Source organism: Streptomyces sp. NPDC002784 (genome assembly GCF_053592135.1).
In genome coordinates, this window is sequence record NZ_JBSFVD010000003.1 from 518347 (window position 1) to 531813 (window position 13467).

At 71.8% G+C, this 13467-nt stretch carries 15 protein-coding genes; 5 read left to right on the forward strand and 10 right to left on the reverse strand.

Annotated features, from left to right (window positions below):
• Positions 1-19 precede the first annotated feature (19 nt).
• From ung to fabG, 4 genes are all read right to left on the reverse strand, one after another.
• Complete coding sequence (ung, locus tag ACWD1Z_RS09645; RefSeq protein WP_451117053.1) at positions 20-703, reverse strand: uracil-DNA glycosylase; 684 nt, start codon at positions 701-703, stop codon at positions 20-22.
• 95 nt (positions 704-798) lie between these two features.
• Positions 799-2382 carry an ABC transporter substrate-binding protein gene (locus tag ACWD1Z_RS09650; protein WP_451117054.1) on the reverse strand — a complete coding sequence of 528 codons (1584 nt, stop codon included), beginning with the start codon at positions 2380-2382 and terminating at the stop codon, positions 799-801.
• Between the two features lie 208 nt (positions 2383-2590).
• Positions 2591-3349, reverse strand: coding sequence for an SDR family oxidoreductase (locus ACWD1Z_RS09655; protein WP_451117056.1), 759 nt, complete (start codon positions 3347-3349; stop codon positions 2591-2593).
• Positions 3350-3361: 12 nt separating this feature from the next.
• On the reverse strand, positions 3362-4123 hold the full coding sequence (gene fabG / locus ACWD1Z_RS09660) for a 3-oxoacyl-ACP reductase FabG (RefSeq protein ID WP_451117057.1): 762 nt from the start codon (positions 4121-4123) through the stop codon (positions 3362-3364).
• 260 nt (positions 4124-4383) lie between these two features.
• On the opposite strand from fabG, the gene ACWD1Z_RS09665 reads away from it, so the two are divergent.
• On the forward strand, positions 4384-4839 hold the full coding sequence (locus tag ACWD1Z_RS09665) for an excalibur calcium-binding protein (protein WP_451117059.1): 456 nt from the start codon (positions 4384-4386) through the stop codon (positions 4837-4839).
• Between the two features lies 1 nt (position 4840).
• Here the strand turns inward: ACWD1Z_RS09665 and ACWD1Z_RS09670 are convergent, their stop codons facing one another.
• Together ACWD1Z_RS09670 and ACWD1Z_RS09675 are read right to left on the reverse strand one after the other, a co-directional pair.
• On the reverse strand, positions 4841-5257 hold the full coding sequence (locus ACWD1Z_RS09670) for a DUF3037 domain-containing protein (RefSeq protein WP_451117061.1): 417 nt from the start codon (positions 5255-5257) through the stop codon (positions 4841-4843).
• Positions 5254-6009 (reverse strand): HipA family kinase, encoded by a 756-nt coding sequence (locus ACWD1Z_RS09675; protein ID WP_451117063.1) that lies wholly within the window; start codon positions 6007-6009, stop codon positions 5254-5256. The genes ACWD1Z_RS09670 and ACWD1Z_RS09675 overlap by 4 nt, the downstream gene beginning before the upstream one ends.
• Positions 6010-6098: 89 nt before the next feature.
• Here ACWD1Z_RS09675 and ACWD1Z_RS09680 point away from each other — a divergent pair, with 89 nt between their 5' ends.
• Positions 6099-6554: a Rieske (2Fe-2S) protein gene (locus ACWD1Z_RS09680; protein ID WP_451117065.1), complete on the forward strand. Its 456-nt coding sequence runs from the start codon at positions 6099-6101 to the stop codon at positions 6552-6554.
• Here the strand turns inward: ACWD1Z_RS09680 and ACWD1Z_RS09685 are convergent.
• Positions 6541-7179, reverse strand: a complete 639-nt coding sequence (locus tag ACWD1Z_RS09685) for a cysteine hydrolase (RefSeq protein WP_451117066.1) — start codon at positions 7177-7179, stop codon at positions 6541-6543. The genes ACWD1Z_RS09680 and ACWD1Z_RS09685 overlap by 14 nt on opposite strands.
• 134 nt (positions 7180-7313) lie before the next feature.
• On the opposite strand from ACWD1Z_RS09685, the gene ACWD1Z_RS09690 reads away from it, so the two are divergent.
• A complete protein-coding gene (locus ACWD1Z_RS09690; RefSeq protein WP_389417522.1) occupies positions 7314-7781 on the forward strand; it encodes a pyridoxamine 5'-phosphate oxidase family protein in 468 nt (155 codons plus the stop codon).
• Here the strand turns inward: ACWD1Z_RS09690 and ACWD1Z_RS09695 are convergent.
• Positions 7759-8718 carry a LysR family transcriptional regulator gene (locus ACWD1Z_RS09695; protein WP_451117068.1) on the reverse strand — a complete coding sequence of 320 codons (960 nt, stop codon included), beginning with the start codon at positions 8716-8718 and terminating at the stop codon, positions 7759-7761. The two genes, ACWD1Z_RS09690 and ACWD1Z_RS09695, sit on opposite strands and share 23 nt — an antisense overlap.
• Positions 8719-8792: 74 nt before the next feature.
• Here ACWD1Z_RS09695 and ACWD1Z_RS09700 point away from each other — a divergent pair, with 74 nt between their 5' ends.
• Positions 8793-9743, forward strand: coding sequence for a DMT family transporter (locus ACWD1Z_RS09700; protein WP_451117070.1), 951 nt, complete (start codon positions 8793-8795; stop codon positions 9741-9743).
• Between the two features lie 286 nt (positions 9744-10029).
• Here ACWD1Z_RS09700 and ACWD1Z_RS09705 read toward each other — a convergent pair whose 3' ends face one another.
• The gene (locus tag ACWD1Z_RS09705) at positions 10030-11361 is read right to left on the reverse strand and encodes an aminotransferase class I/II-fold pyridoxal phosphate-dependent enzyme (protein ID WP_451117072.1); all 1332 of its coding nucleotides are present in this window, start codon (positions 11359-11361) and stop codon (positions 10030-10032) included.
• 35 nt (positions 11362-11396) lie between these two features.
• Here ACWD1Z_RS09705 and ACWD1Z_RS09710 point away from each other — a divergent pair, with 35 nt between their 5' ends.
• Positions 11397-12080 (forward strand): pyridoxamine 5'-phosphate oxidase family protein, encoded by a 684-nt coding sequence (locus ACWD1Z_RS09710; RefSeq protein ID WP_451117074.1) that lies wholly within the window; start codon positions 11397-11399, stop codon positions 12078-12080.
• Positions 12081-12424: 344 nt separating this feature from the next.
• Here ACWD1Z_RS09710 and ACWD1Z_RS09715 read toward each other — a convergent pair whose 3' ends face one another.
• Complete coding sequence (locus ACWD1Z_RS09715) at positions 12425-13429, reverse strand: EamA family transporter (RefSeq protein ID WP_451117076.1); 1005 nt, start codon at positions 13427-13429, stop codon at positions 12425-12427.
• Between the last annotated feature and the right edge of the window lie 38 nt (positions 13430-13467).

The following is a 13467-nucleotide window of genomic DNA, read 5'->3' on the forward strand; positions in this document are numbered from 1 at the left end:
GGAGCGGCCCCGCACCAGGTCAGCCCAGGTTCGGCAGCCGCCAGTCGATCGGCTCGTGGCCCTGCGCCGCGACCGCCTCGTTGATCTGGGTGAACGGGCGGGAGCCGAAGAACTTCTTGGCCGACAGCGGTGAGGGGTGCGCGCCCTTGACCACCGCGTGCCGCGTCTCGTCGATCAGCGGGAGCTTCTTCTGCGCGTAGTTGCCCCACAGCACGAACACCGCCGGGTCGGGCCGGCCGGCGACCGCGCGGATCACCGCGTCGGTGAACCTCTCCCAGCCCTTGCCCTTGTGGGAGTTGGCCTCGCCGGAGCGGACGGTGAGGACCGCGTTGAGCAGCAGGACGCCCTGCTGGGCCCACGGCATCAGATAGCCGTTGTCCGGGACCGGCAGGCCCAGCTCCTGCTCCATCTCCTTGTAGATGTTCCGCAGCGAGGGCGGGGTCCGCACACCGGGACGGACCGAGAAGCACAGGCCATGGCCCTGCCCTTCGCCGTGGTAGGGGTCCTGACCGAGGATCAGGACCTTCACCCGGTCGAAGGGCGTCGCGTCCAGCGCGGCGAAGACCTCCTCGCGCGGAGGGTAGACGGGACCCTTCGCTCGCTCCTCCTCGACGAACTCCGTCAGCTCCTTGAAGTAGGGCTGCTGCAGTTCGTCGCCCAGAACCCCGCGCCAGGACTCGGGCAGCATGGCGATGTCGGTCACGTCAACTTCCTTCGGTGTGCGGTCACTACGACGTGCGTCGCTTCCTGACCACAGAACCTACCGGCGACCACTGACAACGCGCCCCGCGGACGGCCCTACCAGCTGGTCTTGCGGTACAGCGCGCCCATCATCATGATCGTCGACGGGTCCAGCGCCCGCTCCGCGCCGGAGATGTCGTTGTTGGCCGCCACGTACTGCCGCCCCTGCCACAGCGGCAGCAGCCGGGCGTCCTCGACGAGGATCTTCTGCGCCTCCTCGAAGTCCTTCTCCACGTTGGCGCGGTCGCTCTCCTGGCGGGAGCGCGGCAGCAGCTTGCCGGTGATCTCCGGGGCCGGGTAGGGCGTACCGAGGGCGTTCTGGTCGCCGACGAAGGGGGCGATGAAGTTGTCGGCGTCGGGGAAGTCGGGGGACCAGCCGCGGCCGAACACCGGGTACTCGCCCTTCTGGTAGCCGGTGACGTACGTCTTCCAGGGGCGGCTCTTGAGGGTGATCTCGAACAGTCCGGATCCGTCCAGCTGCTTCTTGATCTCCTCGAACTCCGCCTTGGTCTCGGAGCCGTAGCGGTCGGTGGTGTACCAGAGGGTGAGCGGCACCTTGTCGGTGATGCCGGCCTCGGAGAGGATCTGGCGGGCCTTGGAGGTGCTGGGCTGGCCGTAGTCGTCGAAGAAGCCGGTGGTGTGCCCGGTCAGGCCCTTGGGGACCATGGAGTACAGCGGCTCGACGGTGTCCTTGTAGACCTTGTGCGCGATGGCCGGGCGGTCCAGGACCTGGGCGATGGCCTTGCGGACGGCGGGTTTGGCGGCCCACGGGTCCTTGGGGTTGAAGACCAGGTAGCTGATCTGGGTGCTGACGCTCTCGACGACCTGGAACTCCTTCTGCGCCTCGTGCGTCTGGAGCTTGAGGATGTCGTCGGCGGCGATACCGCGGAAGGCGACGTCGAGCTCGTGCTCGCGCAGGGCGCCCACCATCTCGCCGGAGTCCTGGAAGTAGCGGATCGTCACGGCGCTGTTCTCGCGCTCCGCGTAGCCCTCGTACTTGTCGTTGCGGACCAGCTCGGCCGACTTGCCGTCCTCGTAGGACTGGAGCGTGTAGGGGCCGGAGCCGACGACCCGGCCGTCCTCGCGCACCTTGTCCGCGGGGTAGCTGTCCGGGTCGACGATCGACATGGCGGGCGTGGCGAGCACGAACGGGAAGGTGGCGTCCGGCTTGTTGAGATGGAAGACGACCTCACGGTCGCCCAGCGCCTGGACCCGGTCGAGGCTGCCCAGCAGACCGGCGGGACCGCCGTTGACGTTGATGTCCCGGATGCGGTCGATCGAGTACTTGACGGCCTGGGCGTCCAGCGTGCTGCCGTCCGAGAACTCCAGCCCGTCACGCAGTTCGCAGCGGTAGGCCGTGTTCGTGCTGTCGGTGAACGCGCACTCCTCGGCCGCGTCCGGCTCGGGCACGCTCGCTCCGGCGGGGTAGCTGAGCAGCGTCTGGTAGATGTTGCGGAACAGTTCCCAGGAGCTGTCCCACGACGCGGCGGGATCCAGCGTGCTCGGCGCACTGGTGGTGCCCACGACGATCGGCCCTTCCTCCTCGGAAGAGTCCGAGGAGAGAATTCCGCATCCAGTCATCAGGGACGATATGGACGCGATGGCCGCTACCTGCCGCAGGCATCGGTTCCGGTTGAACACGCGCACGCTCCTCGATCTGCCATACCAAGGGTCGGCAGACCATACCGCAGAGCTCGGCCGATTGAACCGGTGTCTCACAAGGGTTCTTGATCGATAAACCTTTGACTACGTTGTCAGTCGTCGGTGAATCTATTGGGTTGGCGCGGGACGACCGGCTTGGGCGGATTCGGGCCCGTGCCCCCGCCGGGAGACACGGGCCCGACGCGGGTCAGCCGACGCCGGCGTTGAGGAAGATGCCGCCGTCGACGACGAGCGTCTGACCGGTGACCCAGTCGGACTGCTCGGAGGTGAGGAAGGCGGCGGCGCCCCCGATGTCGGAGGGCACGCCCAGCCGGGCCAGCGGGTAGGAGGCGGCCGCCTCCTCCTCCCGGCCCTCGTACAGCGCCTGGGCGAACTTGGTCTTCACCACGGCCGGGGCGATCGCGTTGACCCGCACGCCGGGCGCGAACTCGTGCGCCAGCTGCTGGGTCAGGTTGATCAGCGCGGCCTTGCTGACGCCGTAGGCGGCGATGAAGGGCGAGGGCGCGATGCCCGCGACGGAGGCGATGTTGACGATCGCGCCGCCGTTCTCCTTCTGCCAGGCGTGCCAGGTCTTCTGGGCGAAGCCGAGCGCCGAGATCACGTTGGTCTCGAACACCTTGCGGGCGACACCCAGGTCGAGGTCGGCGATCGGGCCGAAGACCGGGTTGGTGCCGGCGTTGTTGACCAGGAAGTCGACGCGGCCGAATGCCTCCATGGTGCGTTCCACGGCGATGGCCTGGTGGGCCTCGTCGTGGGCCTTGCCGGCGATGTAGATCGCGCGGTCCGAGCCGAGCTGCTCGACGGCCTCCTTGAGGGAGTCCTCGTTGCGGCCGGTGATGGCCACGCGGTCGCCGCGGGCGACGAGCGCCTCGGCGACGCCGTAGCCGATGCCGCGGCTGCCGCCCGTGATGAGGGCGGCCTTGCCGGAGAGTTCCACTGCAGTCATGTGCCTGATCCTCTAGTCGAGCGGTCCGCCGGCGACGTACAGCACCTGGCCGGAGACGAAGCCGGCGTCATCACCCGTGAAGTAGGCGATGGCGCCCGCGATGTCCTCGGGGTAGCCGACACGCTGGACGGGGATCTGGGTGGCGGCCGCGGCCTTGAAGTCCTCGAAGCCCATGCCGACGCGCTCGGCGGTGGCCGCCGTCATGTCGGTGGCGATGAAGCCGGGGGCGACGGCGTTGGCGGTGACCCCGAACTTGCCGAGCTCGATGGCGAGGGTCTTGGTGAAACCCTGCATACCGGCCTTGGCGGCGGAGTAGTTGACCTGGCCGCGGTTGCCGAGCGCGGAGGACGAGGAGAGGTTGACGATCCGGCCGAACTTGGCGTCCACCATGTGCTTCTGACAGGCCTTCGACATCAGGAAGGCGCCGCGCAGGTGGACGTTCATGACCGTGTCCCAGTCGGAGACGCTCATCTTGAACAGCAGGTTGTCGCGCAGCACGCCCGCGTTGTTGACCAGGATCGTGGGCGCGCCGAGCTCCGCCGCGATCCGCGCGACGGCCGCCTCGACCTGTGCCTCGTCGGAGACGTCGCAGCCGACCGCGAGGGCCTTGCCGCCCGCCGCGGTGATCTTCTCCACGGTGTCCTTGCAGGCCGCCTCGTCGAGGTCGATGACGGCGACCACGCGGCCCTCGGCGGCCAGACGTACGGCGGTGGCGGCGCCGATACCGCGCGCTGCGCCGGTGACTACGGCGACCCGCTGGTCAGTGGTGGACATGGCTGCTTCTCCTCGCCCTTGGGGGTGCGGCTCCACGGTCCGCCCATCGGTGAGCGACCGCTTAGTACCTTCAGCAGACGTGACGCTAGAAGCCCTGGCACCCGGTGTCAACGGCACACCGCCACGTGTGATCCATTCCCCGCGCCCCCGGCTCGCGGCGCCCCTCCCCCGCCACCCGATCGGCCCAGCTGAGCGCGTCCCCGCGCCGGTCGGCCCCTAGCGTCGGCCGGAGGCCCTCGTGGCCGGAAAGGAGGCGCACCATGCGCCCTCGCACCGCAGCCGCCGGCACGCTGATAGCCATAGCCGCCATCGTGCCGCCGGCCGGCATCGCCCACGCGCAGGACCTGGACTGCGTCAACTTCACGTACCAGGAGGAGGCGCAGGCCGTCTACAACTCCGACCCCAGTGATCCGCACGACCTCGACGAGGACCAGGGGCCCGACGACGGCATCGCCTGCGAGGTGCTGCCCCGGCGCGGCACCGCCGCCCTCGGCACGCTCGCGCCCGCCACCTCGATCCCCGCCCCCGTCACGGCCACACCCACCCCCACCGCCACCCCCACCCGCGTCACCGCCAGTCCGACGCTCGGCGTGCGCGGTGGAGTGGGCGGCGCCACCGACTCCGGTATCAGCGGCTGGGAGACCGCGGCCGGGATCGCCTTCGTCGCCGGCGGTGCCGTCGCGGCGGGATACGTGGTCAAGCGCCGCCGCGCCTGACTCAGCGGACGAGCAGTTCCAGGAGCCGTGCCGTCTCCGCCGCCGGGTCGGTCGTCAGCCCGGTGTGGACCGGGCCGGGCTGGACGATCGTGGAGCGGGGGGCGATGAGCCAGCGGAAGCGGCGGCCCGCGTCGTCCGGGGCCGCCTGGCCCGCCGCCGCTCCCCCGGCGCAGACCCGCTCCACCGCGCCGAGCGCGGCGCGCACACCGGCCAGGTCGGCCTCCGGGTCCAGCGCCAGCAGGCGGCGCTCGTCGAGGTGGGTGAGTGCCCCGACGTACGCCTTGGCGCGGCAGTAGACCAGCACCCCGGCGTTGATGCACTCGCCGCGCTCGACGCGGGGCACGACGCGCAGGACGGCGTACTCGAAGACCTCGCGCTCGCTCGGGCCCCCCTTGATGAAGTGGCGGTCGTCGCTCACGCGGTGCCCTCGATTCGCTCGTGGATGACGGCTGCCCTGGCCAGCAGCGGGCGGGCGCAGGCCCGTCTGAGGTCCTCCGGGGTGTCGAAGCCGGGTTCGTCGGCGAGCCAGGCGTCCGGGATCTCGGCGGTCACCTCGGCGAGCAGGTCCTCGGTGACCAGGGGCGCCAACTCCCCGGCGGCCGCGGCCACATCGGGGCCGAAGGGCATGAGGGCGTGGTCGCGGGCGTCGTAGGGGCGGGCCGCGGAGGCTTCGGCGGCGGGCCAGTTGTGCTGCCAGATCATGGTGGCGCCGTGGTCGATGAGCCACAGGTCGCCGCGCCACATCAGCAGGTTGGGGTTGCGCCAGGAACGGTCGACGTTGTTGACCAGGGCGTCGAACCAGACGATCCGCCCGGCCTCCTCGGGGCTCACCGCGAAGGCGAGCGGGTCGAAGCCGAGCGCGCCGGACAGGAAGTCCATGCCGAGGTTGGTGCCGCCGCTGGCCCGGAGCAGCTCCTGCACCTGCTGGTCGGGTTCGCCGAGCCCGAGCACGGGATCGAGGGCGACCGTCACGAGCCGGGGCATCCGGAACCCCAGGCGCCGGGCGAGTTCCCCGCACACCACCTCGGCCACCAGCGTCTTGCGGCCCTGCCCCGCGCCGCGGAACTTCATGACGTACGTCCCGAAGTCGTCGGCCTCGACGAGTCCCGGCAGCGAGCCGCCCTCACGCAGCGGCGTGATGAACCGGGTCGCGATGACTTCCTTGAGCATCGCCCCAGGTTACTGGCGCTCTGAACGGCACCCGCGCGCCGCCCGTACCTGTGGGCGCAAGGCATACCTCCGTGGAAGGGAAGACCGGCATGACCAGCGAACCGCTCCACCCCGTCGCGACCCCGAGCCGCCGTACCGTCGTGGCGGCGGTCGGCGCGGTGGGCCTCACCTTCGCGCTGAACGCGTGCGGGTCGGAGGACGAGGAGCCGTCCGGGGCGGCCGGGCCCGCCGAGTCGGCCGAGTCCGCCGGGCCGGCTGGGAACGTCGTCGCACGGACCTCGGACATTCCCGAGGGCGGTGGCAAGGTCCTCAAGGACCACAAGGTGGTCGTCACCCAGCCGACGGCGGGCACCTTCAAGGCGTTCTCGTTCGAGTGCACCCATCAGGGGTGTCCGGTGACGGGCGTCTCCGAGGGCTCCATCACCTGCCCCTGCCACAACAGCCGGTTCTCCATCGAGGACGGCAGCGTGCAGAAGGGGCCCGCCACCCAGCCGCTGCCCGCGCGGGAGGTGGCCGTGGACGGCGACTCGATCACGCTCGCCTGACCCGCAGGGCGGCGAGCATGTCGGCTGTCGTGGTCAGCGTGGCGACCAGGGCCAGGGTGTTGCGGATCATCGCGCGGGTGTACTCGGAGGGCACTCCGGCTATCGCGTCGGTGGGCACCACGACCGTGTAGCCGCGGTTGACGGCGTCGAACACGGCGTTCGGGATCGCCACGTTGGCCGATACCCCGGTCACCACCAGCGTGCGGCAGCCCAGGTTGCGCAGCAGGGCGTCGGCCTCGGTCCCGTGGATCGGCGACAGGCCGTGCAGCCGCCGTACGACGAAGTCCTCCTCGGTGACCTCGATCGGGGCCGCGAGGCGGACCGCGGTGGTGCCGGACAGCTGCTGGACCGGGAGTCGTTCGGCGGCGCGGAACAGACGCGCGTTGCGGTTCGCGCCGCGGCCGTCGGGGCGGCGCTCGGCGATCGCGTGGATCACCTGGAGCCCGCGGGCGTGGGCGCCGTCCACCAGCCGGGCCACGTTGGCGAGAGCCCCGGAGGAGCGGGCCTGCTTGGCGAGTTCGGGCAGGGCGCCGTCCGGTCCGACGACGCCCTGCTGGCACTCGACCGTGAGCAGCACGGCGGTGGCCGGGTCGAGGACTTCAGTGAGCTGCTCGTACGACGGCACGGTTCCCCCTTGTCGTCGGCGGTCCGGGCGGGCGAGGGTAACGACCATTGCGCGAGGAGGGAAGACGACCCATTCTTTTCTGACGTGATGTCAGAGGATCTCCTCTGACACGACGTGGGAGAAGAGGGGGACGCATGACCGTCACTCAGCGCCGGGGCCGGAAGATCATGATGACACCGGGTGAGCTGGACGAGTTCCTGGCCACCCAGCGCACCTGCCGGGTCGCCACGGTGTCGGCGGACGGCGCCCCGCATGTGAGCACCCTGTGGTTCGCCTGGGACGGCACCTCGCTGTGGCTCTACTCGGTGGTGCGCAGCAGGCGTTGGGCTCAGCTGCGCCGTGACCAGCGGGTCGCCGTCGTCGTCGACACGGGCGAGGAGTACGACGAGCTGCGCGGCGTGGAGCTGTCCGGGACCGTGGAGTTCGTGGGCGAGATCCCGCGCACCGGGGAGCTGTGCGCCGAACTCGACGTGCCGGAGACGCTGTTCGCGCGGAAGAACTTCGGTCTGGAGGAGATGCCGCACGACGGCCGGCACGCGTGGATGCGGCTGACGCCGGAGAAGATCGTGTCCTGGGACTTCAGGAAGCTGTCGTCGCTGTAACGCCCGCCCGCTCCGCAGAGGCTGCCGTCGCCGTAGCACCCACCCGCTCCCCCGCCGACCGCAGTGCCCGCACCGCCGCCCGGATCGACGGGCGGCGGTCGGCGTCCGCTCGCCAGATCACGTACACCTGCCGCCGCACCCGCTGCTTGAGCGGCACGGTGACGACCTCCGCGGGCATCGGGTGACGGCCCAGCAGCGGGACGACGCACACGCCGAGGCCCGCGGCGACCAGACCGAGCTGGGTGTGGGTCTCGGCGGCGCGGTGGCCGACGATCGGCTCGATGCCCTTGGAGCGGAGGGTGAACATCAGCCACTCGTGGCAGAACTCGCCCTGCCCCCAGGTGATCCACTCGTCCTCGGCGAACTCCGCGAGATCCACCTCCTCGCGGCCCGCGAACCGGTGGCCGACCGGCATCGCCACATCGGCGGGGTCGTCCAGGATCGGCGCCTTGACCAGGCCGTCCGGCAGCGGCATCGGCTTGTTGTACCAGTCGAGGACCACCGCCAGGTCCAGATCGCCGCGCACCACTCCGGCCACGGCCTGCTCCGGTTCCAGCTCGCAGGAGCGCAGCCGCAGGGCGGGGTGCTCGGTGCGCAGTCCGGCGAGGGCGGCGGGGAAGAGTCCGCGCGCGGCGGTCGGGAACGCCGCGAGTCTGAGCTCCCCCGCGACCTGGCCGCGCTGCGCCTCCAGGTCGGCCTGGGCCAGCTCCACCTGGGACAGGATCCGCGCCGCGTGCTCCGCGAGCAGCCGCCCGGCATCGGTGAGCCGGACCCCGCGGCCGTTCTTGGCGAGCAGCCGCTGGCCGACCTCCCGCTCCAGCTTGGACATCTGCTGGGAGACGGCGGACGTGGTGATGTGCAGCCCTTCGGCCGCGCCGCTGACCGAGCCGTGCCGGGCGAGGGCGTCCAGGGTGCGCAGGCGCTCCAGGTTCAACATGTAAGCAATACTACGAGATGAAGCTCGAAAAATCTCGCTTGTGCTACGACGTCCTGAGCCCTCACCCTGATCCCATGACCCGCTCTCGCTCCCTGCTCGACTGGCGGCTGCGCTTCGCCGTCCTCTCCCTCATCTGGGGTTTCAGCTTTCTGCTCATCAAGGTGGGCACCGAGGGATTCGCGCCGTTCCAGGTCACTCTCGGCCGGCTGGTGTTCGGCACGGCGGTGCTCGCGGTCGCGATGGCGATGCGGCGGGACCGGCTCCCGCGCGGGGCGCGCACGTGGGGGCATCTGACGGTCGCCGCGCTGCTGCTGAACGCGCTGCCGTTCTCGCTGTTCGCCTACGCGGAGCTGACGATCCCGTCGACGCTCGCGGGTATCTGCAACGCCACGTCCCCGCTGTGGGGCATGGCCCTGTCCCTGGTCGCGCTCTCCGAGGACCGGCCCACCCGGATGCGGCTCGCGGGTCTCGGCGTGGGCTTCCTCGGCGTCCTGACGGTGCTCGGCGCCTGGCAGGGCTTCACCGGCATGGACGCCCGGGGCACCGGCATGGCCCTGCTGGCCTCGCTCTGCTACCCGGTCGGCTGGATCTACGTCCGCCGCACGCTGGCCGGCTCCGACTCCTCGCACCTGTCGCTGACCGGCGCCCAGTTGCTGCTCGCCACCCTCCAACTCGCCGTCGTGACCCCCGTGTTCACCACGACCCCGGAGACCTTCCCGCTGCTCCCCCTGCTCGCCGTCGCGGCCCTCGGCGCCCTGGGCACGGGCATCGCGGTGCTCCTCCAGTACGGCCTGGTCGCCGAGGTCGGCCCGACGACGGCCCAGATGGTCACCTACTTCATCCCGGTCATCGCCACCGCGGCAGGCGTCACCCTGCTCGGCGAGTCCCTGACCTGGTCGACCCCGGTCGGCGCGGCCATCGTCCTGGCAGGTGCGGCCCTGACCCAGATCCGCCCCCGCGAACGCGCCCCCATCCCGACCGAGACGGCCGACCCGGTACGGACCCCGGCGAAGACGGCACCCTAGTCGGCGGCCGTGCCCACGGGGGCGGCCCTGACACGGATACGTCCCCCGAGCGCGACGTGATCCCCACCGACGCCGACCGCGCCACGCGATCCCGGCCGACCGCCCCCGACCGCGCGACGCGATCACCGGCCCGAACCCTGCCCCGACGAGGACGGCCGTACAGCCCAGGCGTCGGGGTCTGCCCGGGCCTGGGCCAACGCCGGCGGGGGGCACCACGGACGCAGCTACGCCCTCCGCGGCGCGGCCCGCCTACGACCGACCCCGCGGACACCGGCCGAAGTCAGCCCTACACGCCGCTCCGGCCCCGCGACGGGCGTACGGCCGCGGCGACGGCTTCGGCCAGGGCGTGGGTCTCCGGTTCGGTCAGGGTGGAGATCGTGATGCGCAGGCCGGGGCTGGTGTTCAGGCGGAAGCGGGCCCCCGGGGCGACGGCCCAGCCGGCGTGGAGGAGGCGGGAGACGGCGCCGGTCTCGTCGGGGACGGGGATCCAGACGTTCATGCCGGTGCGCCCCCGGGCGGTGATACCCCGCTCCGCGAGCGCCCCGATGAGCCGGTCCCGGCGTCCGCCGTAGGCCGCCGCCACGACCTTCGGGTCGACCGAGCCGTCTGACCACAGCCGGACCACGGCCCGCTGCACGATCAGGCTGACCCAGCCGGGCCCGAGGCGCTGGCGGCCGCGCACCCGGTCTAGGGTCACCTCGTCACCAGTAAGCACCGCGAACCGCAGGTCGGGGCCGTAGGCCTTGGCGGCGGAGCGGGCGAAGGCCCAGTGCCGGGTGGTGCCGGCCAAGGGGTGCAGCGGGACGTCGACGATGGCGTGCCCGTGGTCGTCCTCGATCAGCAGGGTGTCCGGGTACTCCCGGAGCACGGAACGCAGCGCACGCGCACGCGTGGCGCTCACCGCGGCGCCGGTCGGGTTCTGCGCCCGGTCGGTGACGATCAGGGCGCGGGCCCCGGCGCCGAGCGCGTGGCGTACGTCGTCGGGGAGCGGCCCCTCGTCGTCCACGCCCACGGGCGCCACGCGCAGCCCGAGCGCCGGGACGAGGTCCAGGACGCTGCCCCAGCCGGGGTCCTCGACGGCGACGGTGTCCCCCGGCTTCAGATGCGCGGCGAGGACGCGCTCGATGGCGTCCAGCGCGCCGGAGGTGACGACGAGGGGCCCGTCCGGAACCCCGTCGGCGTCCAGTTCGGCGCGTGCGGCCCGCGCCAGCTCCGGATCCAGCGGGTCGTCCCCGTAGAGGACCGGCGTCCGGTCACCCTGGTCCGCCGCGGCCGCGAACGCCGGGCCGAGCGGGGGCAGCAGCGCCGGGTCCGGGTTGCCGTTCGCCAGGTCCCGCACTCCGGCGGGCACCTCTTCCCGGACGTAATCGCGCGCGGTGGTGGCTGGTTTGGGCCGCACCCGGCTGCCCCGGCGCCCGGCGGTCTCGATGACCCCCCGCTCCCGCAGGGTCCGGTACGCGGCCGCGACGGTGTTGGGGTTGACGCCCAGCTCCACCGCCAAGTCCCGCATGGGCGGCAGCGGTTGTCCCGGCTCCAGTTCCCCGGAGCCGACCGCCGCCTCGATACCGGCCGCAATCTCAGCTGCGCGCCGACCCCTGATCCGGTATTCTCCTAGCACAAACCCAATTATGCACTAGTGCAATGGAGACCGCAATGCAGGGGACCGCACAGCCGACGTCGCAGCCCGCCGCCTACACGCCGACCGACCGCACGGTCCCCACGCGCTCCGCCGAGCGGGCGTCGTACGACAAGGAACTGGTGCACTCGATACTCGACGAGGCCTACGTCTGCCATCTGGGCTTCGTCCGGGACGGCGCCCCGGTGGTGCTGCCGACGCTCTTCGGGCGGGTCGGCGACCGGCTCTACGTGCACGGCTCGACGGGCTCGCGCCCGCTGCGGATGACGGGACAGGCCGACCCGGGGCTGCCGGTGTGCCTGACGGTCACCCACGTGGACGCGCTGATTCTGGCCCGCTCGGCCTTCCACCACTCGATGAACTACCGGTCCGTGGTGGTGCACGGCATCGCCCACCAGGTGACGGACCCCGAGGAGAAGCGGATCGCGCTGGACGCGCTGGTCGACCACGTCGTGCCGGGCCGCTCGGCTGACTCCCGGCCCGCCAACAAGAAGGAACTGGCCGCCACCGCCGTCATCCGCCTCGACCTGAACGAGGTCTCCGCCAAGCTCCGCACCGGCGGCGTCAACGACGAACCCGAGGACCTCGCCCTCCCCCACTGGGCGGGCGTGGTCCCGCTGCGCAAGGGTTACGACACCCCGGTCGACGACCCGAACCTGGCGCCCGGCACCGAGGTGCCCGCCTACCTCAAGGCGCTGTGACCCACGACGTGCACGACGGACGCGGCGGCCTCACCCCGACAGCCGCCGCACTCCCGTCCGGCCCGGCCCCTGATCCGCGATCCCGGGCCCTGCCGACTCCCGCTCGCCCCGCCGAAGGCCACGCACGCCGAGACCTCCGCGCTGAAAGCCCCAGGCACCACGACCACCCCGCCGGACCCGCGGTCCCGGACGCAAGCCTTACGCGCCACATCCGTGCCGAGACACCCCGCCTCCACTCGCCATCGGCTCAGCAGAACCCTCCGCCGACCCCGAGAGCTCCCGGACAGGAGCCCCAGGCAATACGTCCGGCCCGCCGATGATGACCGCAGACCCGGACGCACCCCTCACGCCGCAGAACCCCGCCGCGACAACTCCCGCTCCTCACCACCACTGGCCACCGGCTCGGCGGAGCCCTTCACCGGTGCCGAGGACTGGGCGATGAAGGCGCCGAGCAGGACGACCGCCCCGCCGATGATCTGCGGAGCGGAGAGGTGCTCGCCCAGCAGGACCCAGGCCAGCACCGTAGCGATGACCGCTTCCAGGCAGGCGACCACGCCCGCGACCTGCGGGGAGAGCCGGCGCACCGAGACCACGCCGGTCACATAGGCGAGGACCGTGGCGATCAGCACGATCCAGGAGAGCAGCAGCGCCGCCGCGACGGGGGTGCCGTCCATGTCCGCGCTGTTCGCGAGTACGGCCCACTCCATCGACCAGGGCCGGGCCACCACGGTCAGCACGGCGGCGCCCACGAGCAGGCCGTAGGCGATGACGCCGAGCGGGTCCGGCGCCTCCTCGGCCGCGTCGCTGCCCTGGTCGGACAGGACGAAGTAGCCGACCTGGCAGCAGGCCGCGCCGAGGGCGAGGAGCAGGCCGAGGGCGTCGAAGCCGAGCCCGGCCCAGACCTCGACGACACAGGCGAGACCGCCCACCGCGAGGACCACTCCGAGCGCCGCGGCCCGGGTCACCGGACGGCGCTGCACGAACCGCACCCAGCCCAGCACCAGCGCGGGCGCGAGGTACTCCACGAGCAGCGCGACTCCGACCGGGATACGGGAGATGGAGGCGAAGTAGAACGCCTGGACGCCGGCCACCCCGAGCAGTCCGAACCCGGCGAGCAGCGCGGGGCGGCGGCGCAGCAGGGCGCGATGGCGGACGGCGAGCGGCAGCATCACCAGGGCCGCCCCGGTCACCCTCAGCCACACCACGTGCAGCGGGTCGAGGCCCGCCTCGATCAGCGGCTTGGCCGCGACACCGGATCCGCCGAAGGCGAGCGCGGAGACGAGGGCGAGACCGAGCCCCATCCCCTTGCCGCCATTGCCCTGACTGCTCGTTGACGTACGCACCGGCACATGATGACAGGCGATGACATGAGCGTCACCCCCGATGA

What these genes read in the sequence shown, in the direction of transcription:
- ACWD1Z_RS09700 (WP_451117070.1), top strand. Translation starts at nt 8,793, where the DNA reads ATGACCCGCTCTCGCTCCCTGCTCGACTGGCGGCTGCGCTTCGCCGTC.
- ACWD1Z_RS09665 (WP_451117059.1), top strand. Translation starts at nt 4,384, where the DNA reads ATGCGCCCTCGCACCGCAGCCGCCGGCACGCTGATAGCCATAGCCGCC.
- ACWD1Z_RS09675 (WP_451117063.1), bottom strand. Translation starts at nt 6,009, where the DNA reads ATGCTCAAGGAAGTCATCGCGACCCGGTTCATCACGCCGCTGCGTGAG.
- fabG (WP_451117057.1), bottom strand. Translation starts at nt 4,123, where the DNA reads ATGTCCACCACTGACCAGCGGGTCGCCGTAGTCACCGGCGCAGCGCGC.
- ACWD1Z_RS09695 (WP_451117068.1), bottom strand. Translation starts at nt 8,718, where the DNA reads ATGTTGAACCTGGAGCGCCTGCGCACCCTGGACGCCCTCGCCCGGCAC.
- ACWD1Z_RS09690 (WP_389417522.1), top strand. Translation starts at nt 7,314, where the DNA reads ATGACCGTCACTCAGCGCCGGGGCCGGAAGATCATGATGACACCGGGT.
- ACWD1Z_RS09655 (WP_451117056.1), bottom strand. Translation starts at nt 3,349, where the DNA reads ATGACTGCAGTGGAACTCTCCGGCAAGGCCGCCCTCATCACGGGCGGC.
- ACWD1Z_RS09710 (WP_451117074.1), top strand. Translation starts at nt 11,397, where the DNA reads ATGCAGGGGACCGCACAGCCGACGTCGCAGCCCGCCGCCTACACGCCG.
- ACWD1Z_RS09680 (WP_451117065.1), top strand. Translation starts at nt 6,099, where the DNA reads ATGACCAGCGAACCGCTCCACCCCGTCGCGACCCCGAGCCGCCGTACC.